Raw genomic sequence first — 23,542 nt, forward strand, 5'->3', positions numbered from 1 at the left:
CCAAAACCTTGACGTGACAAGCCAGAACACTGACGGAACATCCGTTGCGCAGAAGTGTCCGCGTCGTCTCCTACCGTGTAGCCATGACGAGATTCCTCCATACCTCGGACTGGCAACTGGGGATGACTCGGCACTATCTGTCCAAGCGGGGCGACGACGACCCGCAGGCACGATTCACTGCCGATCGCATAGAGACGGTGCGCCGACTGGGCGAGGTCGCCCGGCAGGAAGAATGCGACTTCGTCGTCGTGGCCGGCGACGTCTTCGAGACCCAGAACGTTTCTGCTCAAATCATCGCCCGTAGCTGCGAGGCGATGGCCTCCATCGGTCTGCCCGTGTATCTCCTCCCGGGAAACCACGACAGCCTGGAGCCCGGATGCTTGTGGGATGGAACGGAGTTCACCCGTCGCTGCCCCGACAATGTCCACGTCCTGCGCGATCAGACGGAAGTCGACGTCACTGATGCCAATGGCTCCGTCATCGCGACGATCGTCGCCGCTCCCCTGACGACCCGGCACCCATCGACGGATCCACTGGCAGAACTCGCCACCAGTCTGGAGCCCACCCAGGCCCCTCGCATCCTGGTTGGTCACGGCCAGTTGGAGGGGTTGTCGGGTGACACCCGGGAAGCCCTCATCTCGCGGGCTCCTCTGGACAACGCCATTGCCCGTGGCGCGTTGACGTACGTCGCTCTGGGAGACCGCCACATCGCATGGCCGGTCGGCGACGACCACGCTGCAATTCGCTACAGCGGCACCCAGGAGACGACGAGCTTCGACGAGGACACCGTCGGCACAGCAGTCGTCGTCGATCTCACCGACCCTCTCACCTGCACGACGATCGAGGTTGGCACCTGGTTGCACGCCCGGATCAGCCAGGAGGTCGCCGGCGAGGCAGACCTGGAGGCCTTGACGGACCGGTTCAAGTCCTTCGACCACCGGGACCGCACCATCATCCGCTATGACCTGCACGGCCAGCTCACCATCTCCCAGAAGGCCGAGCTCGACGAGATCATTGCCGACCACGAGACGGTCTTCGCGAGCTTGGAGCCCAGTGAGAACCGCCACGATCTCACCGTCGTCGGGGATGACGCCAGCCTGGCCGGCGCCGATCTGCCGAACTGGGTGAGGGATGCTGCTGAGGAATTGTCAGACATGTGTGCCACCAACGAGGACGCCGTCGCAGCCCTGACCCTCCTGCACCGTCTCGTGAACGCAGAGAATCCCGCGACCGCGACCCACCCTGCGGAGGTGTCCCGATGAAGCTGCATCGCATCCATGTCGAGAACTTCAAGGCCATTGATGAGCGCACCTTGGAGTTGCCCGATGCGGGAATCGTCGTGGCGACCGGCCCCAATGAGGTGGGAAAGACCTCAATGGTCGAGGCGCTGGACCTGGTTCTCGGCACCAAGTACAAGGCCTCCTCGAAGGCGCAGGAAGTCCGACAGGCCCAGCCCTACGGCACGTCGCTCCCGGTCGTCGTCGAGGCCGAGATGACCATCGGTGAGCATCGCTTCGTCCACCGCAAGAGCTTCCTCACGGACAAGGAGTCCTCGTTGAGGTTCATCTCCGGTCCGCGGGCCGGGCAGATCATCACCGGCGACGAGGCCGTCAAGACGATGGAGACCCTGCTCGCTGGTGCGGACATGACGCTGTGGAATGCCCTGCGGCTCATGCAGGCCAGCGGCCTGTCGCCACTGCGGTTGGACTCCTCCACGGCCCTGACAGCAGCGCTCGAACAGACGGGCGGTCAGAAACCCGACGAAGGCTCGATCGGTGGTCTCATGGACCGAGTCCGTGCCGAGTACGAGGTGTACTACCAACCCACCACCGGCAAGGAACGCAAGGGAGCTTTCCAGGAGCGGGAGCAACTGAATGCGGTCAGTGAGGAACTCGAGGAGGCCGCTGCGCGTCTCAAGGAGGTCGACGAGGTCGTCGAGGCCCTGAGCAGGATCAATGAGCAGATCCGTCACGACCACGACGTGGTGGCATCGAAGACGATCGAGTGTCAACAGGCCAAGGCTGCTCTCGACAGTCTCACCGAGTTGGAGGCGGAGGTTGAGGCCACCAGTCGCGCCGCCAAGGACGCGGCGCAGCATCACGCCGAGGCCACATCCGCTCACGAGGTGCGAGTCACACTCGTTGCCAGCCTCACCGCAGCTCGCGACAGACACGAGCAGTGCAAGCAGCTGGCCACCGAGAACACCGAGAGGGGCCGGGCCCTCGCCACTGAACTCGCGCAGGCCCAGGGCGCCCTCGACGACGCCACGTCCAAGGTCGCTGAGGCCGAGACTGCGCAGGAGGAAGCACGACGTACCCTCGCCGCCGTGCGAGCCAGGGAGGAGGCCACCAAGGCACGCAAGAAACTGGACCGGGTCACCGAGCTCAAGGAGCGCATCTCCGCAGGACAGCACCGTCTCGAATCCGAGAAGGTGACGAACCAGCTGCTGACCAAGCTCAAGAAAGCCGTCAAGGCCGACGACCTCGCCCGGGAAGCAGCGGCGCTGGCGAGCACCCAGCTCATCATCGAGCACCTGGACGGGAAAGATCCACTACGGATCGACGGCACCGAGCTTGACCTGCCCGTCGGCCAGACGAGCCAGCGCAGCGTCGACGGCGAGCTCGTCATGGAGATGGGCGATGCCTGGCGGCTGAGAATCTCCCCCACCTCCGAGGTCATGAACCTGGGACGTGACGCGGAGAAGGCGCACCACGCGGTCGTGTCCCTCCTCGCGGAGCTCGGCGTGGCCAGTCTGGAACAGGCCGAGGCCCGCATGGCCGAGCGCAAGGTTCTCCAGTCAAACCTCGCCTCCTGGCAAGAACAGCTGGAGCGTGAGCAGGGCGAGAGCACCATTCAGGAACTCGAGGCGCTGGCCGACCAGGCCAGTGAGGAGGTTTCCCTCCCGGCCTCGGAAGCCCAGAAGCTGGAGGATGACGCCGTCGCCACGGCCAACGACGCTCGTAATGCCGAACGCCAGGCCCAGGCCCGCGTCAAAGCGGTGGACAAACGTGGCGCGGAAGCCCACGACAAGGCATTCCGCGCCAATATCGACCTCGACAATGCGGCTGAGACCGTTGCCCGACTCGCCGAGGAACTTGCCGCCGCACGGGAAACCATCCCGGACGACGCCCTCCTCGACGCCCTCACGACCGCCGAGGAGAAGGACCGCGTCGCAAAGGCCGACGCCGACCGCGCCGCAGCCACCCTCGCCGAACGTAACCCTGACCAGGTCCACGCCGAGGCCGAGGGGAGCCAGCTGGCTCTCAGCAAGGCAACCGCTCGCCTCAAGGAGGACACCGATCGTCAGTTGGAGCTCAAGGGGCAGCTGCTGGGCCTGGGTCGCCAGGAACGCCAGGCCGACGTCGATGCCTTGACCAGCAGGAAGCACCAGCTCTCCCGACGCGTTGCCGGGCTGGAAAGCCGGGCACGATCGACGAAGCTGCTGTACGACACCCTCAGCCGTCACCTCGACCAGGTGCGCCAGTCCTACGTGGCCCCGTTCACCAGCGAGATCGACCGGATCGGTAGGGCGGTGTTTGGTCAAGATCTCCACGTCGAGATCGACTCCACGCTGACGGTGGTGGCTCGCCAGCTCAAGGGCGCACGCCTGGAATGGGATCAGCTGTCATCAGGGGCCCGAGAACAGCTGGGACTGGTGGTCCGACTGGCAGCGGCTCGCCTCATTGACCCCGATGACGGAGTGCCCGTGATTCTTGACGATGCCTTGGTCTACTCAGACCCGGTGAGGGTCAGGCACATCCTCACCGAGGTCGCCCAAGGAGCTCGGACGAGTCAGATCGTCGTGCTCACCAGTGCGCCTGAGAGGTACGACTCGGTTCCTGGGGCCCACCAGGTCCGGTTCGACTGAACCGATCCGTCATTCGAGGGAGCTGGTCCGAGGCCGATCGGCCTCGGACCAGCGAACCAGCCGGAGCTCGCTCAGGCCCCGGTCCGCATCCAGGCATCCCCGTGAGCCCGCCAGGCCAGAATTGCGCAGCGCACGGCCATGAATCCACCGAAGGCGATCCACAACCAGACGACCGCGGCCACCGGGTCTGCCGGAGCCCAAAGATGAACCGCCAATGCCATCGGCAGATACACCACGAACATGATCACCTGGGCCCCCGACAACCAGCGCCCGTCACCAGCTCCGATGAGTACTCCGTCGAGAACGAAGGCTGGCCCAGCGATGACCTGCTCAACAGCCATGACGAGTAGACCAACCGCCACCGCCCGGTGAACTGCCGGATCATTCGTGTAGATGGCAGGAACCCACTGGTGGAATGCTGCCAGAAGAGCCCCGATGACAACTCCGGCCCACACTCCCCACCGGGTCATGGTGCCGGTCAAGGACCGGGTACGGCGAGTGTCGCCAGCTCCCAAGCTCGCTCCCGTCAGGGCCTGGCCAGCGATGCCGAGGGCGTCCATCGTCATGAGGAGCAGGTTCCAGATCGTCATCGTCACTTGGTAGGAAGCCATGGTGACGGCTCCCGCTCGTGCTGCCACCCATGTCGTCACGTAGAGGGCAGCCCGCAGCGCGAGGGTACGAATGAGTAGCGGAACACCATCGCGCAGGCTCGAGGCGATACCACCCAGGTGGGGCACCAGGCTCAACTCCAGACCATGGGTACGTATTCGCAACACCCATACCAGGGCCACCGCCATGGCGATCTGGCACATCAGGGTGCCCACTGCTGATCCCTCGATCCCCCAGCCCATTCCGAGCACGAACCACAGGTTGAGCACCAGGTTGAGGCTGAAGGTGATGACGGTGACGACCAAGGGCGTCCGGGTGTCCTGGAATCCTCGCAGTACGCCGGTGACGGCCATCGTTGCGAGCATGGCGGGCACACCAAACCCAGTGATGCGCAGATATCGTCCGGCCTGTTCAGCGACCACCCCGCTGGCACCGAACCACCCGGCAACCGTCGTCGGTATGACGACCAGCATGATCGCGACGAGGACTCCGATGATGACGGACAGCCAGAGTCCGTCAACACCAGCCTGAGCCGCACCGTGCCGATCCCCCGCCCCCATCCGGCGCGAGGACGTGGCCGTCGTCGCATAAGCGAGGAAGACGAAGAGGCCCGTGAACGTCGTCAGGGCCGCCGAGGCAACACCGAGACCGGCCAACTGGTCGGTGCCCAAGTGGCCGACGACGGCGGAATCAGCGACGAGGAACAACGGCTCCGCCACCAAGGACAAGAAAGCGGGTACCGCCAGATTCAGGATCTGGCGGTACCCGGCCTCAGCTGTGGAGTCCGTATTGTGATCTGCTCGAGCCATCAGGCTCGAGCAATCGCACCACGCAGGGAAGCGCGAATGACGTTGAGGATGTTCTCGACTCGCTCGGAGGTCTTCTCGCCGCGCAGCGGACCGAAGGTCGACAACGAGGCAAACCCGTGGAGCAACGACCACAGCAGGATGCCGAGACCGCGCACATCGACTCGCTCCGAGAGCTTGATGTCAGGGCCGGTGAGAACATTCCCGATGACCGAGTCGGGCAAGTTCGGTGCCGTCGGCCGCTCTGTCTTGATCATGTCGAAACCGGCATCCGAGATGCGGTATGCGACGTCGAAAAGCCCCGGCTCGGCCAGAGCGAAGTCAAGATACGCGCGGCAAGCAGCCACCAGCTTGGCAACTGGTTCAGCTTCATCGTCTCCAGGCTGAACCTCAGCCATGGCGTCACACATCTTACGACCGATCTGCTCGGCAGCCGCCAAACCCACCTCATCGAGAAGGGCTTCACGGTTCGTGAAGTGACGGTACGCCGCGTTGGGTGACACGCCAGCTCGGCGAGTCGCTTCACGAAGCACGACCGCCTCGGCGCCACCACTGCGAGCCATCTCCAAACCCTCTTCCACAAGGGCTTCATGCAGATGGCCATGGTGGTAGGTCTGACGTGTCTGCGACGAGCGATACGACTCCGTCATCAATGATCTCCCGGTCCGTTAGTACTATGACGTCAGCGTGAGTGGCTGAACATCGACGCCCAACCATACGTGACATTGCTGTGGTCTCGGATGACAACCTCTGTGTCCATCCAACTTGCACTCAACTAGGCTGAACGCATGCGTTCAAGTGTTCCATACCTACTAGCGATACTTGGCGAAGGGGTTGTGCCGTCCTCGACCACCGTGTGCCATGGAGACGATCTCGGGCTGCTGCGTGGCGACGGAGTTTTCGACGCGACTCGTATCGTGACCGCCCAAGATGGAACGTCCCGAATCGATCATCTCGAGGATCATCTCTCCCGCTTCGCGCGATCAATCGCCGGCGTGGACGGACCCACGCCCGACATGGACTCGTGGACTCACCTCATCGAGGATGCTGCGCGTAACTGGCGCATCCCCGGAGAGGCCACTCTCAAACTCGTTTACACCAACGGTCGCGAAGTCGTCCCAGGACCTCCGCGAGGGTTCCTCACCATCGCTCCCCTCTCCGAGACCCACAAGGAAGAGCGAGAAGGAATCGATGTGCTGTGCCTGTCGCGTGGGGTCACCAGCGAATCCTTCGCTGATGCGCCGTGGCTTCTCGGCGGCGTCAAGACCTTGTCCTATGCCGTCAACGTCGCGGCACTGCGTCATGCCAAGTCCCAGGGCGCTGACGACGTCATCTTCACCTCGACCGAGGGTTATCTGCTTGAAGGCCCCACCTCTGGGTTGGTCGTCGAAGCTGCCGACGGGTTGTGGACAACCCCGACCGGCGCAACGGGGATCCTCAGCTCGATCACCGTCGATACCGTCTTCGAAGCCGCTGACGACAACGGGCTCAAGACTTCCACCCGCCTCATGAAGCGCGACGAGGTGTTGCGTGCTCAAGGGGCCTGGCTGCTGTCATCCATTCGTGGCATCGTCCCCATTCTGAGCATTGACGGCCTCCCAGCTCCCCAGGACGACGAGATGACCCACCGACTGCGGATGTGGGCCGGATTCGAGGACTGATGCCAGCCTCGGACTCTGCTTCCCCCGCGACCAAAGCCCTTGTCCAGGCCAAGGTGGCTCATGTTCTGCACAGCTACGACCATGACCCCGCGAACCACCACTTCGGTGACGAGGGAGCCGCAAAACTCGGCTTCGACCCGGCCATCATGCTCAAGACCTTGGTCGTCGAGCTCGCCTCCTCAGGAAAACTCGCCGTTGCCGTCGTCCCCGTCAGTGGCCAGCTCAACCTCAAGGCCTTCGCATCCGTGATGGGTGCGAAAAAAGCCGCCATGGCCGACTCCGCGGCAGCCGAGCGCGCGACGGGCTACATCGTCGGGGGAATTTCGCCACTTGGACAGAAAAAGCGGCTGCCCACGTGCATCGACGAACCGGTGCTGGGGCAGCCGCGGGTGCTGGTTTCAGGCGGGCGTCGCGGGCTGTCAGTGGAATTGTCACCATCAGACCTGGTGGCTGTCACCGAGGCCTCGACGGCAAAAATTGCCAGCTGACGCCAGCCTGCATCACTCCCGGGAAGACTTGGCGATCGACTGGGGCAGAACGAGCAACCCGACGACGATGACCACGCCCAGGATCACGTGGATCCACTTGGTTGCACCGCTGCTGCTCATCTCGCCGAGGCCGAACTGGACAAGGACCAGTACCGCCATGCCAATGGCGTGTCCGACGATCGCCGAGGGTCCACCGCGGCGCTTCCACATGACAGCCAGGACGGCAGTCACAATGGCGGCCACCAGGGTCACAATTCCGAATCCCATGTGCACGTCGCCGAGACCGTGAACACCAGAGAGCATGAACCAGGCCAACACAGTCTGAAGGATCACGGAGGCGACCGCGACCCAAGCAGAGATCGTCAGGGCCTTGGGAGGGGTGGGAACGACAGGGTTGTTCTGTGTCATGACTCACACTGTAGGTCACCATGGCCGTCCCGGCCTTGTCGTGAACGGCGTCCTTCCATGACCCACGGCCCCCACCAGACCCCCAGTCCGATGGCTGCCAGGAGGGCAGGCCACGTGACCTCGGCCACCGCTGAGAGCACTGGCATCAAAGCATAAAGACCAGCTGCTCCGAGGAGCACCGTCACTCCCCCGACGATCCCACCGGCAAGACACTGACTCCTCCGCTGCTCCAGTCGCGCACCCAGCAAAGCTGCCAGCACGACGACTGGGATGATGAGGATCACCGTCACGCCCATCGCATAAAGCAGACCGACGAGGAGACTGCCGACCCAGCCACGCACCGGCATTGTTCCGCTGGTGCCATTGGCCCCAGGCGTGACGGCCCAGATCGCCAGACTGAGACCCCACACCACTCCGGTGATGACCATTACCGCGACAAAGGCGCCGGCAGACCTACCGACCCGGGCAGATTCGGTCGTCGCCCCCAAGGTGTCTGGATTGCCCTGGTCAACGTTGTGACCCAGCAACATTCTCAGACCGGAGGAGTTCTCCTCGTCGCGTCGACGACTCACCGCACCTTCACCTTCGTGCCTTTGTGAGCGAAGGAGTAGAGGGCCTCCGAATCGTTCGGCGCCAACCTCGCGCAGCCGTGACTCGAGTACCCCGGAAGGCCCAGGGCGTAGACGGGCTGAGCAGGTTTCTTGGTCTTCTCGTCCCACGGAATCTGGTGGAAGCCAATGCGGCCGACCGCGCCCGGGCGTTGATAGAAAGCCAGGAAATTGGGGATGTACCAGCGAATGCCGTCCTCGGTCGATGCAGCGTGTCGAGCCTTGTACTCGATCTGGTAATCCCCGACCGGGGTCTTCCACGGCTCCGCGGTGGTGAGCATCGCGCGCTTCACCACACCATCGTCAACAAGGTAGACGTGATTCTCCGCCTTGATCCACAACACATAGGTTCCAGCACCCGCCGAGGACTCCTCACCCACTGCCAGAGATGCCGAAGGTGGCGTCAAGCCGGGAATCGAGGGCCCTGGGTCGCCCGACTGAGGGCTGGCGGAGTCCTCGGGCTCGTCGGCACCGCTCTTGACACTCGGTCTGTCCTGGGTTTTCTCACTCGAGGACGCCTTGGCCGTCTGCTCGGGGGATGCCGTCGGGCATGTCACGGTATGGCGGTGACGCGCGCGATGATCGCCCGCACCAGGAACCGAATCGATGCACGCCGTCGCGGCGGGCATGGGTGATCCGCAGCCGGCGACCAGGCACACCATTGCCACCAGGGCAGCGAGAAGGCCACCGCCACGCCAGAGGCCAGAGCCGGCGCACGGTTCCGAGGTCGGGGTATTTCCGGAGGCGATCATTGCATCCAGTCTAGAGACCACATCGGGGCTATTCGAATGCAATGTTGGTAGTAGAACGATGGTTGACCCCTCCGCCAGTACGTCGAGAGCCGTACGAGAGACTGGAGGCAGCACCGGGAGGAGAGACCATGTCCACCGCACTTGTCATCGGGGAGTCACTGATCGACGTCGTCAACGATGCTGGACGAGTGAGCGAGCATCCAGGCGGCTCACCCATGAACGTCGCGATCGGGCTGGCACGCCTGGGACGCGACGTCGAGTTGGCGACCTGGATCGGTCATGACGATCACGGTCGAGAAATCGAGGCCCACGTCGGGGCTGACAACGTCCGTCTCAGTAGCTCTTCTCGAGACGCCGATCGTACGTCCACGGCCACCGCCACCCTGACAGGAGGCCAGGCGAGCTACGAGTTCGATCTCGAGTGGGCGCTGCCGTCGGTCCAGATTCCCGCTGACTGCGTGGTCGTCCACACCGGATCTTTGGCGTGTGGGATCGCTCCGGGACGCCAAGTGGTGGCCGAGACGGTGGCCGCTGCCCGGGACTCGGCGACGATCACCTTCGATCCGAATTGTCGGCCCAGCCTGCTCGGGGATCCGGGTACCGCGCGCCATGGCGTCGAGCAGTTCGTGCGGCTGGCTGACGTCGTCAAGGCCTCCGACGAGGACTTGACGTGGCTGGGAGAAGGCGCTGATCCGGTCGAGATGCTCGCCGGCTGGATGGGAATGGGGCCAAAAATCGGCATCCTGACGATGGGGGAACACGGCGTGGTGGCCATGACGTCCGCAGGTGTTGAAATTCGCGTCCCCGGGGAACAAACAGAGGTCGTCGACACTGTCGGTGCTGGGGATTCCTTCATGTCGGCGACCATTGACGGATTGTGGGCTGCCGGGTTGTTGGGGGCCGAACATCGCGCGGATCTCGGTCGCATCCAGCCTGACATCCTTCGTCAGGTGATGCACAGGGCCGCCCACGTCGCCGCCATCACCGTCTCCCGGGCCGGCGCAAACCCCCCGCGTAGCAACGAACTGGGGTGAACGGGGCTCCCCACCCCGGCTTCTGCGAGACTGGCTCCATGAAGGGGAATTTCCACTCGGCATATGACCAAGGCTTCGCACGAGTCGCAGCATGCACCACGACGGTGCACATCGGTGACCCAGCCTCGAACGTGGCGGGAATTCTCGACACCTGCCGGGAACTCAGTTCCCGTGACGTGGCCATCGCCGTCTTCCCCGAACTATGCCTGACCGGCTACGCCATCGACGACCTGTTGCTCCAGGGCGTCGTCCTGGACGCGGTCCTCGACGCCATCGAAACCCTGCGCCAGGCCTCTCGTGACCTCTTCCCCGTCATCATTGTCGGTGCGCCGCTGCAGCGAGGGAACCGGCTGTACAACTGTGCGGTCGTCGTGCACCGCGGCCAGGTGCTCGGCGTGGTGCCCAAGAGCTACCTCCCCAATTACCGGGAGTTCTACGAAAAACGTCACTTCGCCGCCGGTGCAGGCACCAGCGGAACCATCGACCTGTCGGGCCGACAGAAATCTCGCGTGACCTCGACCGAAGTCCCCTTCGGCCCCGACCAGCTCTTCCAGGCATCCGACCTGCCCGACCTCACCTTTCACGTGGAGGTCTGCGAGGACGTGTGGGTTCCGGTCGCCCCCTCCTCCCAGGCCGCACTCGCAGGGGCTGTCCTCGAGGTCAACCTTTCCGGGTCTCCCATCACGGTCGGAAAATCCCGCCAACGTCACGAATTGTGCAAGGTGACGTCCTCGCGCAATCTGCAGGCCTACGTCTATGCAGCCGCTGGCCCTGGGGAGTCGAGCACCGACCTGTCCTGGGACGGTCAGACGATGATCTACGAGAACGGGTCCCTGCTGGCCGAGACTGATCGGTTCTCCCCTGAACCGGGGTACTGTCTGACTGACATCGACCTTGACCTGCTGCGCCAGGAGAGGATGCGTCAAGGTTCCTTCGACGACAATGCCCTGGCCCAGCCCAACGGCAAGGGCTGGCGCACCAACACCTTCATCCTTGACCCGACTCACGAAGACATCGGTCTCGAGCGGCCTGTCGACCGCTTCCCCTTCGTTCCCAATGAGGCCGGCCAGCTCGCCCAGGACTGCTACGAGGCCTACAACATCCAGGTCTATGGGCTGCGTCGTCGCGTCGAGTCAATTGGGTCGCCCAAGGTCGTCATCGGTGTCTCGGGTGGCCTGGACTCCACCCATGCCCTGCTCGTCGCTGCCAAGGCGATGGACCAGATGGGCCGCCCGCGCACCGACATCCTCGCCTTCACGATGCCCGGATTCGCCACGACTGACCACACCAAGAACAACGCCCTGGACCTGTGCCGAGCACTCGGCATTCCCTGCGAGGTGTTGGACATCCGCCCAGCAGCCACCGAGATGCTCAAGGAGATGGGACACCCAGCCGGTGACGGGGCCGAGGTTTACGACATCACTTTCGAGAACGTCCAGGCTGGCCTGCGTTACGACTATCTCTTCCGCATCGCCAATCAGCGTGGCGGCATCGTGATGGGCACCGGAGACCTGTCCGAGCTGGCCCTGGGATGGTGCACCTTTGGCGTCGGTGACCAGATGAGCCACTACGGGGTCAACACCGGTGTGCCGAAGACCCTCATCCAGCACCTCATCCGGTGGTGCATTTCGTCGGGTCAGTTCGACGAAGCCACGAATGTCGTCCTCGAGTCGGTGCTGGGGACGGAAATCTCCCCCGAGCTCGTCCCGGCTCGCCCCGGGGAGAAGATCCAGTCCACCCAGGCGAAGATCGGCCCCTACGAGTTGCAGGACTTCACCCTCTACCACCTGCTGCGCCACGGCATGCGTCCCAGCCGGATCGTCTTCCTTTCCCATCACGCCTGGCGTGACTCCTCCGTGGGGTCCTGGCCACCCGGGTTCCACGACGAGGACCGTCACTCCTACGACCTTCCGGCCATCAAGGACTGGACGCGGCTGTTCCTGTGGCGGTTCGTCGGAAACCAGTTCAAGCGCTCCACCCTGCCCAACGGACCCAAGGTGGTCGCCGGTGGGTCCTTGAGTCCGCGTGGTGACTGGCGGATGCCCTCCGACGCCGTGGCTCGGGCCTGGATGGACGACCTCGAGACGGTTCCCGACGGGCGCTCCTGAGGCTCGTATGGCCTACGCCCCGGGGGGAAAAAATGCTCACGCGGGTCCATTCGACCCTCCGCCGTGTCACCACACCAGTGACGAAAACTCCCGACCGAAAAACCTCATAGTCACAGTTCACCCCGCGGCCACTCCGACGCGGCAGTATTGAACCGTGCATGTTGATGACGAATTGAGGCTTACCCCCACCCTCCCCGACGGCCATGGGCTGCGCATCGGCATCCTGACCAGCGGTGGCGACGCCCAGGGCATGAATGCCGCTGTCCGCGCCGTGGTGCGCTCTGCGTTGAGCGTGGGCGCCGAGGTCTATGCGATCTACGAGGGCTATCAAGGCATGATCGACGGAGGCAACGGTATCCGGAAGTTCGGATGGGATGACGTCGGTTCGATCCTCAACCGCGGTGGCACCGTGATCGGGACTTTTCGCTGCAAAGCGATGCGCGAACGCTCAGGTCGGTTGAAGGCTGTCCAGAACCTCTTGGAGCACGGAATCGATCGTCTCGTGGTCATTGGTGGCGATGGTTCACTCAGCGGTTTGGACGTGTTGCGCACCGAGTGGACCGACCTCGTCGCCGAGCTCGTCGATACGGGTCGGGTGAGCCCCGAAGTGGCCCGCGAGCACCCATGCCTCATGATCGCGGGCCTGGTGGGCTCCATCGACAACGACCTCGTCGGATCCGACATGACCATCGGCGCGGACACGGCCCTGCATCGCATCGTCGATGCCATCGACGACCTCACCTCCACCGCGGCCAGCCACCAACGATCCTTCGTCGTCGAGGTGATGGGTCGTCACTGTGGCTATCTCGCCCTCATGGCAGCGGTCGCCGGTGGTGCCGACTACGTACTTATCCCCGAGCGCCCACCGGAGGACGGCTGGGAGGATCGGATGTGCGCCGAGCTCAAGCGAGGCCGACAGGCAGGTCGCCGCGACTCGATTGTCATCGTCGCCGAAGGAGCCACCGATCGCGTCGGTAACCGCATCACCTCCGAGTACGTCCGCCAGGTCCTCGAGGACAAGCTCGGGGAGGACGCCCGCGTCACCATTCTGGGCCACGTCCAGCGCGGTGGACGCCCCTCTGCCTATGACCGCTGGGCCTCTACCTGGCTCGGCTATCACGCCGTTCACGAGGTGCTCTCGACGACCCCGGAGGCCGAGGGACGCGTCATCGGGACCAGTGCGAACCGCATCCACCGCTTGCCCCTGGTCAAGGCCGTGGCCGACACCAAGTCGGTGCCGGGCCTCATTGAGCGGGGTGATTTCAACGAGGCCATGAGGATGAGGGGGCGTTCCTTCGTCGAGATGGACGCCATCTTCACCGAACTCAGCGAGCCAGCCCGCACCACGACCGAGGGGGTAGGGGACGCCGATCAGAGGCGGATTGCGATCATGCACGCCGGCGGTCCTGCCCCAGGCATGAACACTGCTGCGCGCGCGGCCGTCCGGCTGGCCATTTCTCGCGGTCATACCGTCATCGGAATCCACAACGGATTCGTCGGTCTGGCTGCCGGGGACATGTCGGAACTGGCTTGGGGCGACGTCGAGGGCTGGGCCGGGGAGGGCGGTGCCGAGCTGGGCACCCGCCGCGAGAGCCCGAGCCCCCGTGACCTCTACGCCGTCAGCCGCGCACTGGAGGACAATCACATCGATGCCCTGCTCGTCATCGGCGGTTACTCGGCCTACGAGGGCATCCACACCATGACGACGGAACGGGACCGCTACCCGGCCTTGCGCATCCCGACGGTGTGCATCCCTGCTTCGATCGACAACAATCTCCCCGGTTCCGAGCTGTCCATCGGCGCCGACACCGCCCTCAATGTCATCGTCGAGGCGGTGGACAGGATCAAGGAGTCCGGCATCGCGTCGCGGCGGTGTTTTGTCGTCGAGACGATGGGCCGTGACTGCGGATACCTCGCCCTGATGTCCGGAATCGCCGCTGGCGCCGAGCGGATCTACACCAACGAGGACGGCATCTCCCTGGACGATCTGGCCAATGACGTCCACTGGTTGCGCGAGTCCTTCGCCCACGGACGACGCCTCTTCCTGGCCGTCCGCAACGAGAACGCCTCTCGCAACTACACCACCGACTTCATCGCTCGACTACTGGAGGAGGAGTCCCACGGCATGTACGACGTGCGCCAGGTCGTGCTGGGTCACATGCAACAAGGCGGATCTCCTTCCCCCTTCGACCGGTTGTTGGCCAACCGCCTCGCCTACCGCGCTCTCAATCTCATTGACGACGAGCTGGCTGCCCGCCAGGACGGGTCGTGGTTCATCGGTGTCAACGAGTCGGGTATGTGTCCCAGCCAGATGGAGATGATGCCGTCTCTGGTCGATTCCGCTCACCGTCGTCCCCGCGAGCAGTGGTGGCTGACGATGTCGCAGGTGGGACGAATGGTGTCCGACGAGGTGCGCTGAGTTCAGACACCTCGGCACTTCCTGGCAGCCGCGGTACTTCATCGTCACCAATGGGATGCTTCGTACCGCGATGGCTTCCCAACGCTGCGTCGTACCCATGACGGCTACTTCGAATGGACCGGAGAGCGCGGTGACAAAACTCCCCACTGCACATGTGGGTCCGGGCTCCTGAGTGCAGCGGCCACCGCCAGGATGCGAAAAATCGACGACAGCTCTGAGAGTCCGACGACCTCGGCGAATGGCGCGATCCGGCCCACCTCAACGTCGCCCATGCGCGGGGGCTGGCCACCCACATCGGCAAGGCACGTGACTTGACTGCCAACGTGCCGAGGGTCAACCAGGTCGGTCACCGCGCCAACTCGGTGGGCGGGACCACCCCGGTCGACCCTCGTCTGATCGGACCGGTGAGCTGACGGTTTTCGTCAGGGGAGGCCAGGAAGCAGTACTCAGGCGACCTTCGGGATCTCCACCTTCTCGTCGTACTTGGAGAAGGTGATGTCAATAGCCATGTCCCCGCCCTGACCGGCGGGCATCGACATCTTGACGCCCTTGAACCGCTTGGAATCGTCAAGCCAATAAGTGACCTTGCCGGTGGTCTTCTTCTCGCCCGCACTCGGCGAGGCGCTCGGGGTCACACTGTTGGAATCTGCCGAGACCGTGGCGTCGTAGCGATGACCCCGGGGCTCCTTGCCGACATAGGTCAGGTTGTCGATACCCTGAGTGAATCCGGCTGCCATGGCGCCGGGAGCGGTTTCATCACTCTTGGTCTGAGACGGAGTCTTCTGCCACTGCGACCCCTGCTTGGTGTATTTCTCATCGCCGATGATCACCTGATCGAGGGTTCCGTTCACCCCAGGGTCCGTCGTGACCATGTGAACCTTGGGCTTGGACGAATTCGTACCGTCGTAGTCCGTGATGGCCTTCATATTCGTCTTCTGACCATTCATCGAGCCGTCCAGGGTGGCCTCCATACGGTAAGTCTTCACCTTTCCCATGGAGGTCTTGACCTCCTTGGAGAACCTCGTCTTGTCGACCTTCCCCTTCTTGAACAGTGGATTAGCTGCTGCGGAGTTGGAATGGCTGTCACCCGCCTTCGATCCGCCATCACACGCAGCCAGAGACAAACTCGTCGTCGCGACCAGCGCCACGGCAGCAACCTTCAACGGGGTACGTGAAAACACTCGCATACATGTTCCGGCTGGGGATGTGCCGGCCTTTCCACCTCCGATGCTAGGCGCTTCCCGGCGCGCCTGGGTCGTCCCACCCCTGACGATGAGGCGACCCAAAACCTTGGTTGTTCACGACGCCGTGAGAATACTGAGGGCCCCGAACTTCGACGGGGTCATGTTCATCGTGACACCAGTGGCCTTCACGGGATTACCGAACCATGGCCCACGCCCACAGCCCGAGAATCGTCACGCCGATGATCGTCACGATGACGACGATCACCCACGTCAGCCAGTCAGGATGTTGGCGGGGCGGGGTCGGGTCGCCTTCAGACATGAGATACCTCCAGGCCAGTTTTCACGCGGTGATGTCCATGAAAGAGTAGCTGGAAATCATGACTGCCTACCCCCATGGAAGGACCGTCCGAGGCCGATCAGCGGGCAGTGAAAGTGCCCACCCAAGGCCCAGCTGACGTTTGGGAAGTCGCCGGTTCAGCGCTGTACCATGTATCCCGTTCATCCTTCCCGCGAAATGGACCAGAGTTCTCATCTCGCACACAAAGCATGGAGGTACTGTGCCGTCGAGACTGACCCGGCGTTCGGTTATGGCCACAAGTGCCGTGGCTCTGCCAATGACTGTTGCTGCTTGTGCCAAGACGTCCCTGGGCGGGGACGGCTTTGGCCCCGGAGACAACGCCGGTAAATCGTCCGCGACCCCGACGCCCACTCCGACCCCAACCCCAGCAGCTCTGACGATCACCTCGGACCACCCGATCACCGAGCTGCAGCCTGGCGACGCCCTGAAGTTCGCCGTCGTCAATGGTGCTCTCAAGGACGTCAAGGTCACCGACAAGGATGACGGGGAGGTCAAGGGAACTCTCAAGGAGAGTACCTGGACCCCGGAGGAACCGTGGAGCCTCAACACCCGCTACACCGTGACGGCGACCCTGACGAACACGGATCCCCATGCCGGGGCGACGACCACTGTGACCACGAAGGTCAAGAGCCTTGACGGTGACGTCAACGTCGCCGAGATGCTCTACAAGGATGCCGCCGTCGGCGTCGGCATGCCTGTCATCATCAAGTTCCGCAAGGACGTCATCGACGCTGACATGCGCGCCAAGATCCAGGAGGCGATGGAGATCGACGTCTCGCCCAACCAAGAGGGGGCGTGGGGATGGCTCGACCAGTCCCAGCTCGCGTGGCGTCCCAAGAAGTTCTGGGAAGCCGGCACCAAGGTCAGCGTCAAGGCTGACCTCACCGGATTACCGACGTCGAGCCACCGCTGGATCACGAACAACGTCACCGGGTCCCTCCGTGTCGGTGATTCGCGGATTCTCAAGGTGTACATCGCCAAGCACAAGATGGACGTCGTCGTCAACGGCAAGACCGTCCGCACCATCCCGGTGACGACCGGAAAGCCCGGTGCGAGAACCACGACCCGATCGGGGACCAAGGTCATCATCGAACGCAACGCTGTCAAGGTGATGGACTCGTCGACCGTCGGCGTCCCCAAGGGGAGCAGTGGGTACTACAACGTCAAAGTGAAGTACGCCATGCGAGTGACGAACACCGGAGAGTTCATCCACGCCGCGCCCTGGTCTGCGGGCTCGCAGGGCTCTGCGAACGTCTCCCACGGCTGCATCGGCATGTCCACCGCGAATGCCAAGTGGCTGTACAACCTGTGCTCGGCTGGTGACCCCGTCATGAACACCGGGTCGAACCGACAGTTCAAGCCCGACGAAGGCATCGGTTGCTGGTGCTATGACTGGGAGGGCTGGCAGAAGCTGAGCGCACTCTGAACAACTCTCATCCGATGTGCCATGAAACCCTCTACCTCGATGCAAGGTAGAGGGTTTTGCCGTGTCGGGGTGCCTCACCCCATCGCAACGTGTTTCTCGCCTCATGACGCGGTTTTCCCGGTCATCGTCCACCCCTCATGACAGTTGCCACGACACGCTCAAACCCTCAACGTCCTTGGGTTGAACAGCTGTGGATTCCTAGTGTCCCACTCGTCCCGGAAACGCCGGGATCGAAAGCTCCGATGCCTTCAACGGCGAGAGGAAGTCACACCGTGATCCGCCCCAAGCGCTCTGTCCGAGGTGCTGCCGCCACCATCGCCCTCACCTCTGGGATCAGCGTCGTTGCGCCCGCCGTCATTGGTGCGGTCGCACACGCAGCGAACACGCAGACGATGTACGCGACAACGGATGTCAACGTACGGTCTGCCTCCTCCAATTCCGGCAAGGTCCTCACCATCGCGGCCCGTGGCCAGTCGGTGCAGGTCACCGGCAAGAAGGTGCGCGGGTGGGTCCCCGTCACCGTGAACGGGACCACCGGCTGGATCTACCAGCGCTTCCTCACCGAGGAGAACACCCTCCCGGTGCACTTCGGGTCCGATCCGCTTCCTGACACCATGATCGCGACCGTCCCGGTCAACGTGCGTGACGACTCCCGCAATGCCGGCAACGTTCTCACCGCCGCCGAGCGCGGTCAGGAGGTCCAGGTCACCGGTCGTCCTGACGGCAGCTGGGTCCCTGTTTCCGTCAATGGCAAGTCGGGTTGGATCTACGGTCGTTACCTCACCACCGGCAAGGCAGCCCCTGCTCCCGCCAAGCCGAGCACCGACGCCAAGGGCGACTCCTCGACCAGCCGCGAGAAGGCCCGTCCGGCTCTCGACAACGCCGCCACCCACACCACCGACGGCCTCAACCTACGCGCCTCAGCATCATCAACATCAGCCATCATCGACCACCTAACCAAGAACCAAGGCGTCACCGTCACCGGCAAAACCAACGGCAACTGGATCCAAGTCCACGCCAACGGCAAAACCGGCTGGCTCTACCGCACCTACCTCACCGGCAAAATCCCCACACCCAAGACACAAACCCCAACCAAACACCACAACAACACCAGCCGCGACAACGCCGCCACCCACACCACCGACGGCCTAAACCTACGCGCCTCAGCATCATCAACATCAGCCATCATCGACCACCTAACCAAGAACCAAGGCGTCACCGTCACCGGCAAAACCAACGGCAACTGGATCCAAGTCCACGCCAACGGCAAAACCGGCTGGCTCTACCGCACCTACCTCACCGGCAAAATCCCCACACCCAAGACACAAACCCCCGCCAAACACCACAACAACACCAGCCGCGAGAAGGCCCGTCCCTCCAAGGGCTCCAGTGGCGTTGGCGGACGCTGCATCGCCTCGTTCTACGACGAACCGCAGTCGACCGCCTCGGGCGAGCAGTTCGACCCGAGCGCCATCACCGCTGCCCACAAGTCCCTGCCTCTGGGTACTCACATCCGTGTCACCAACGTCCGCAACGGTCGCTCGGTGGTCGTTCGGATCAACGACCGTGGCCCGTACGTCGCCGGTCGTTGCGTCGACCTGTCGCGCGCCTCCTTCGCCCGGATCGCCGATCTCGGCCAGGGAACGACACCGATCACCTACACCGTCCTCGACTGATGACGAGGGACTGAGCACACCTTCCCCGTGGGGGCGGTTCGCCGATGGGCGGGCCGCCCCCACCCGCGTCTCCTCAGGCGCCTACCGTTCGTCCGCCGGGCGGGTGTCGAAAACTGTCACCCGACATTCGAGGAACCCTCAACCATGCCGGACAATACGTCGGTTTCTTGGTTATTCGCGTCGGCGAGCCGTAGCCTGGATGTGCCATTGTTCACACCGCGGTGACGCTCGGGAACGACCCCGCAGTGCCGCCCGTCCACGTATGCTCGGCCACCCGTGATGTCCGGACGAGGCCGCCAGGAAGGATCGCACGATGGGTTTGAGTGCAAGGTTCGTCGACGAAGACACCCAACTCGCCTTCAACAAGGTCGTCGCCACGGACGGCCAGGTGGGTTACGACGTTGAGGGTCTGCTCAACGAGACCGGTAACGTCATGATCGACCCGGGATTCGTCAACACGGCATCCTGCGAGTCTCAGATCACCTACATCGACGGTGAGAAGGGCATTCTGCGCTATCGCGGCTACCCCATTGAGCAGCTCGCCAAACAGTCCACCTTCCTCGAGACCGCTTACCTCGTTCTTTACGGTGAGCTACCGAGCAGGGCACAGCTGGAGGGATTCGAGGAGCGAATCCGCCGCACCACCCTCATTGACGAGCGCATGCGCGACCTGTTCCGTTGCTTCCCCCGTCATTCCCACCCCATGCCAGTGCTCGCCGCAGGCATCATGGCCCTGTCGACCTTCTCCCAGAAATCGTCGGGAACCGATCCGGAGCAGGTCGAGGCTGCCACCACCCGTCTGATCGCCAAGGTCCCAACCTTGGCCGCCTTCGGTTACAAGAACTCGATGGGCCAGCCCACCCTGTACCCCGACAACTCGCTGAGCTACGTCCAGAACTTCATCCGGATGAGCTTCGGCTTCCCGACCGAGCCTTACGAGTTCAACGACCAGATCACCAAGGCCCTGGAGACCCTCCTCATCCTGCACGTCGACCACGAGCAGAACTGTTCAACCTCGACGGTCCGCATGGTCGCGTCGTCGGGTGCGAACATGTATGCCGCAATTGCCGCCGGCGTCAATGCGCTGTCCGGTCCGAAACACGGTGGAGCGAACCAGGCTGTCCTCGAGATGCTGCAGTACATCCGCGACTCCGACATGACGACGAAGGAGTTCGTCCGCAAGGTCAAGGACAAGCAGTCCGACATCAAGCTGATGGGCTTCGGTCACCGCATTTACAAGAACTACGATCCGCGTGCCGCCATCATCAAGGAGCACGCCGATCGCATCTTGGAGCTCCACACCGGTCGCGAGGACCTTCTCGAGATCGCCAAGGAACTCGAGGAGACCGCGCTGAGCGACGACTACTTCAAGGAGCGCAAACTCTACCCAAACGTCGACTTCTACACCGGTCTCATCTACGAGGCCATGGGCTTCCCGATGAACATGTTCACCGTGCTGTTCGCCTTGGGGCGTCTGCCCGGCTGGATCGCCCACTACCGCGAGCAGGTAGCCACTGGCGGAAACAAGATCTGGCGTCCGCGTCAGATCTTCACCGGAGCTGACCTGCGCGACTACGTGCCCCTGGATCAGCGCGCCTGAGTGTGCAAAGGGCCCTGGGGCTTCGACTCCCGGGCCTTTTCATGCCCGATGCTCCGGCACGCGGCAACTCTTTGGCGTGTTGCCAGGCACCGGCACTCACCGGACCTCCAGTTTCCGCCGCGAGGCTGACACCATTCCCCACCCCCATGACGATTTCCGTCGGTTCCCCGAGCGACACGTCACTCCAGAGCCGGGGCCACTCCTGGACCGGGAAATTTCGCCCATCAGCGCTGGGGATCGCCGCACGCGGCTTCGCAACGGAGGCCTCGTCGATAAACTCCGGCGCATGGATTTGGCAGAAGCGATGAGTCTTCCCAAGGTTGTGCTGCACGATCATCTTGACGGAGGGGTGCGTCCGGCGACGATTTTGGACCTCGCCGCCGAACACGGTCGACCCGCCCCGGCCAACACGCCTGGGGGTCTTGCCAGCTGGTTCTTCGAGGCAGCTGATTCCGGTTCCCTGGCCAGATACCTCGACACTTTCACCGAGACTGTCGCCCTCATGCAGGATGCTGACTCCTTGCGTCGCATAGCGCGGGAATTCGTCGAGGACATGGCGACCGATGGTGTCGTGTACGCCGAGACTCGATGGGCTCCCCAGCAGCATCTCGAGGGTGGTCTGACCGCCGTCGAGGCCACCGAGGCAGTCCAGATCGGTCTCCAGGAGGGGATGGAGTCCGCCTCCAGCGCGGGCAAAATCATCGTCGCGCGACAGGTCCTGTGCCTCATGAGACATCTCGACGTCCCCGAAGATGTCGTCGACCTCGCCGTCAACCATGCTCCGGGAGTCGTTGGCGTCGACATTGCTGGTCCTGAGGACGGTTTCCCCCTGGCTCCCTTCAGCGATGCCCTGAAGCGCATTCAAGCTGCCGGAATCCACCTGACCGTCCACGCTGGCGAGGCCGCTGGCCCGGAGTCGGTTCTCGACGCCCTCGACCATGGGGCGGAGCGCCTCGGCCACGGGGTGCGCATCATCGAGGACCGCGACGTATCCGGATGGGGGCCGACGGCCCAGCGAGTGCTGTCACACAGGGTGCCACTGGAGGTCTGTCCGTCCTCGAACACCCAGACCGGCATTTGTCACAGGATTGACGATCATCCGCTGTCGGTGCTGTGGCCAGCGGGGTTCAACATCATGCTGAGCTGTGACAACCGCCTCATGAGCCGCACGACGACGTCCCGGGAGGTATCCCTGGTGTCCCAGGCACTCGCCTGGAGTCGCGACGACGCCCTCTCGGTCCAGTGCAATGCCCTACAGGCCGCTTTCTGCACCTCGACCGACAAGGAGTCCCTGGCACCCCTGCTGGTGTGAACCCAGCCCCTGACGTGATCATGGGGCGGTACTCTGAGACACCGCGCCATGATCATTCAACACCTCAGAAGAGTTCGGAGACGCAGGAGACGTCCATGTCGAGGGCCTCTCCCACGCCAGCGGTGTAGAGCCTGCCGTCGTGAGTCGTCAGGCCACGAGCCAGCTCCGTGCGGTTCTTGCAAGCGCCCTTCCATCCTTCGTCGGCAATGAGGACCGCGTAACGCATGGTGGCATTGGTCAGCGCGTAGGTCGAGGTGTGCGGGACGGCGCCCGGCATGTTGGCGACGCAATAGAACACTGAATCGTGGACCTTGAAGGTTGGCTCGGCGTGCGTCGTCGGGTGGGAATCCTCAAAACAGCCGCCCTGATCGATGGCGATGTCGACGAGCACCGAACCGGGCATCATCTGCGCGACGGTCTCGTTGTCGACCAAGTGCGGGGTACGAGCGCCCGGAACCAGCACGGATCCGATGACCAAATCCGACTCCTTGCAAGCTTCCTTGACGGCCAGCAGGCTGGAGAACTGAGTGCGGATACGTCCTCCGGTCACCTCGCCGATGTAGCGCATCCGAGCGACGTTGACGTCAAAAATGGTGACGTCGGCGCCCATACCGTCAGCGACGCGGGCGGCGCAGAATCCGGCGACGCCGCCGCCGAGCACCGTCACTCGACCGTTGCGGACACCGGAGCCGCCACCAATGAGCACGCCATTTCCACCAGCAGGCTGCATGAGGCAGTTCGCCCCGACCTGGGCTGCGAGTCGACCGGCAATTTCCGACATCGGAGACAGCAACGGCAGGGAGTGGTCATTCATCTCGACGGTCTCGTAGGCGATCGAGGTAACCTTGCGCTTCAGGAGCTCCTCGGTGAGCGGACGATCCGCGGCCAAGTGCAGATAGGTGCAGAGGGTCAACCCCTCATGCATGCGATGGTACTCATCCTCGATGGGCTCCTTGACCTTCAGGATGAGCTCGGCGTCATCCCACACCTTGTCGACGTCATCAATGATCTTCGCGCCAGCGTCTTTGTACTCAACGTCCGGGATCCTTGACCCCTCTCCCGCGCCGGCCTGAACCATCACTTCGTGACCGTGACTGACCAACGAGTTAACCCCGTCGGGCGTGACAGCCACACGAAACTCGTTGTTCTTGATCTCTGTGGGGATACCAACACGCATTTCACCTTCTCCTTTGCAGTGTGCTCGTCGACATCATCGTCAACCAGC

At 63.4% G+C, this 23,542-nt stretch carries 19 protein-coding genes; 11 read left to right on the plus strand and 8 right to left on the minus strand.

Annotated elements, in window-relative coordinates; translation table 11 throughout:
• The first annotated feature begins 83 nt into the window (after nucleotides 1-83).
• A complete protein-coding gene (locus ACSJJT_RS06835; RefSeq protein ID WP_435917568.1) occupies nucleotides 84-1,262 on the plus strand; it encodes a metallophosphoesterase family protein in 1,179 nt (392 codons plus the stop codon).
• Entirely contained in the window at nucleotides 1,259-3,868 is a 2,610-nt protein-coding gene (locus ACSJJT_RS06840; RefSeq protein WP_435917569.1) for an AAA family ATPase, read from the plus strand. The genes ACSJJT_RS06835 and ACSJJT_RS06840 overlap by 4 nt, the downstream gene beginning before the upstream one ends.
• Before the next feature lie 71 nt (nucleotides 3,869-3,939).
• On the opposite strand, the gene ACSJJT_RS06845 is transcribed toward ACSJJT_RS06840, so the two are convergent.
• Nucleotides 3,940-5,286 carry an MATE family efflux transporter gene (locus ACSJJT_RS06845; protein ID WP_435917570.1) on the minus strand — a complete coding sequence of 449 codons (1,347 nt, stop codon included), beginning with the start codon at nucleotides 5,284-5,286 and terminating at the stop codon, nucleotides 3,940-3,942.
• Entirely contained in the window at nucleotides 5,286-5,933 is a 648-nt protein-coding gene (locus tag ACSJJT_RS06850; protein WP_435917571.1) for a TetR/AcrR family transcriptional regulator, read from the minus strand. Before ACSJJT_RS06850 ends, ACSJJT_RS06845 begins: the two co-directional genes overlap by 1 nt.
• A gap of 138 nt (nucleotides 5,934-6,071) precedes the next feature.
• Between ACSJJT_RS06850 and ACSJJT_RS06855 the strand changes: the two genes are divergently transcribed.
• Both ACSJJT_RS06855 and ybaK read left to right on the plus strand, forming a co-directional pair.
• Nucleotides 6,072-6,944, plus strand: a complete 873-nt coding sequence (locus tag ACSJJT_RS06855) for an aminodeoxychorismate lyase (protein WP_435917572.1) — start codon at nucleotides 6,072-6,074, stop codon at nucleotides 6,942-6,944.
• Nucleotides 6,944-7,432 carry a Cys-tRNA(Pro) deacylase gene (gene ybaK, locus ACSJJT_RS06860; protein ID WP_435917573.1) on the plus strand — a complete coding sequence of 163 codons (489 nt, stop codon included), beginning with the start codon at nucleotides 6,944-6,946 and terminating at the stop codon, nucleotides 7,430-7,432. Before ACSJJT_RS06855 ends, ybaK begins: the two co-directional genes overlap by 1 nt.
• Before the next feature lie 12 nt (nucleotides 7,433-7,444).
• On the opposite strand, the gene ACSJJT_RS06865 is transcribed toward ybaK, so the two are convergent.
• From ACSJJT_RS06865 to ACSJJT_RS06875, 3 genes are read right to left on the minus strand one after another with little or no spacing between them, the layout of a single operon-like run.
• Nucleotides 7,445-7,840, minus strand: a complete 396-nt coding sequence (locus ACSJJT_RS06865; protein ID WP_435917574.1) for a hypothetical protein — start codon at nucleotides 7,838-7,840, stop codon at nucleotides 7,445-7,447.
• A complete protein-coding gene (locus ACSJJT_RS06870) occupies nucleotides 7,837-8,412 on the minus strand; it encodes a hypothetical protein (protein ID WP_435917575.1) in 576 nt (191 codons plus the stop codon). The genes ACSJJT_RS06865 and ACSJJT_RS06870 overlap by 4 nt, the downstream gene beginning before the upstream one ends.
• Nucleotides 8,409-9,200, minus strand: a complete 792-nt coding sequence (locus ACSJJT_RS06875; RefSeq protein ID WP_435917576.1) for a L,D-transpeptidase — start codon at nucleotides 9,198-9,200, stop codon at nucleotides 8,409-8,411. The genes ACSJJT_RS06870 and ACSJJT_RS06875 overlap by 4 nt, the downstream gene beginning before the upstream one ends.
• A 128-nt stretch (nucleotides 9,201-9,328) precedes the next feature.
• Between ACSJJT_RS06875 and ACSJJT_RS06880 the strand changes: the two genes are divergently transcribed.
• From ACSJJT_RS06880 to ACSJJT_RS06890, 3 genes are all read left to right on the plus strand, one after another.
• On the plus strand, nucleotides 9,329-10,234 hold the full coding sequence (locus ACSJJT_RS06880; RefSeq protein WP_435917577.1) for a carbohydrate kinase family protein: 906 nt from the start codon (nucleotides 9,329-9,331) through the stop codon (nucleotides 10,232-10,234).
• A 38-nt stretch (nucleotides 10,235-10,272) separates the two neighbouring features.
• Entirely contained in the window at nucleotides 10,273-12,342 is a 2,070-nt protein-coding gene (locus ACSJJT_RS06885; RefSeq protein WP_435917578.1) for an NAD(+) synthase, read from the plus strand.
• A gap of 172 nt (nucleotides 12,343-12,514) precedes the next feature.
• Nucleotides 12,515-14,761 (plus strand): 6-phosphofructokinase, encoded by a 2,247-nt coding sequence (locus ACSJJT_RS06890; RefSeq protein ID WP_435917706.1) that lies wholly within the window; start codon nucleotides 12,515-12,517, stop codon nucleotides 14,759-14,761.
• A 446-nt stretch (nucleotides 14,762-15,207) separates the two neighbouring features.
• Here ACSJJT_RS06890 and ACSJJT_RS06895 read toward each other — a convergent pair whose 3' ends face one another.
• Both ACSJJT_RS06895 and ACSJJT_RS06900 read right to left on the minus strand, forming a co-directional pair.
• Nucleotides 15,208-15,948, minus strand: a complete 741-nt coding sequence (locus ACSJJT_RS06895) for a LolA-like protein (protein WP_435917579.1) — start codon at nucleotides 15,946-15,948, stop codon at nucleotides 15,208-15,210.
• 190 nt (nucleotides 15,949-16,138) lie between these two features.
• On the minus strand, nucleotides 16,139-16,264 hold the full coding sequence (locus tag ACSJJT_RS06900) for an acyltransferase (RefSeq protein ID WP_435917581.1): 126 nt from the start codon (nucleotides 16,262-16,264) through the stop codon (nucleotides 16,139-16,141).
• Between the two features lie 295 nt (nucleotides 16,265-16,559).
• Between ACSJJT_RS06900 and ACSJJT_RS06905 the strand changes: the two genes are divergently transcribed.
• The 4 genes from ACSJJT_RS06905 to ACSJJT_RS06920 all read left to right on the plus strand — a co-directional run bounded on the left by ACSJJT_RS06905 (nucleotide 16,560) and on the right by ACSJJT_RS06920 (nucleotide 22,317).
• The gene (locus tag ACSJJT_RS06905; protein WP_435917582.1) at nucleotides 16,560-17,729 is read left to right on the plus strand and encodes a L,D-transpeptidase; all 1,170 of its coding nucleotides are present in this window, start codon (nucleotides 16,560-16,562) and stop codon (nucleotides 17,727-17,729) included.
• A 242-nt stretch (nucleotides 17,730-17,971) separates the two neighbouring features.
• Entirely contained in the window at nucleotides 17,972-19,405 is a 1,434-nt protein-coding gene (locus tag ACSJJT_RS06910) for a septal ring lytic transglycosylase RlpA family protein (RefSeq protein ID WP_435917583.1), read from the plus strand.
• Between the two features lie 313 nt (nucleotides 19,406-19,718).
• Nucleotides 19,719-21,005: a citrate synthase gene (locus ACSJJT_RS06915; RefSeq protein ID WP_435917584.1), complete on the plus strand. Its 1,287-nt coding sequence runs from the start codon at nucleotides 19,719-19,721 to the stop codon at nucleotides 21,003-21,005.
• Between the two features lie 286 nt (nucleotides 21,006-21,291).
• Nucleotides 21,292-22,317 carry an adenosine deaminase gene (locus tag ACSJJT_RS06920; protein WP_435917585.1) on the plus strand — a complete coding sequence of 342 codons (1,026 nt, stop codon included), beginning with the start codon at nucleotides 21,292-21,294 and terminating at the stop codon, nucleotides 22,315-22,317.
• A 64-nt stretch (nucleotides 22,318-22,381) separates the two neighbouring features.
• Here ACSJJT_RS06920 and ald read toward each other — a convergent pair whose 3' ends face one another.
• Nucleotides 22,382-23,494: an alanine dehydrogenase gene (ald, locus tag ACSJJT_RS06925; protein ID WP_435917586.1), complete on the minus strand. Its 1,113-nt coding sequence runs from the start codon at nucleotides 23,492-23,494 to the stop codon at nucleotides 22,382-22,384.
• Nucleotides 23,495-23,542: the final 48 nt, after the last annotated feature.

This window comes from Cutibacterium nasicola (genome assembly GCF_051303185.1).
In the GTDB taxonomy this organism is placed as follows: Bacteria; Actinomycetota; Actinomycetes; order Propionibacteriales; family Propionibacteriaceae; genus Cutibacterium.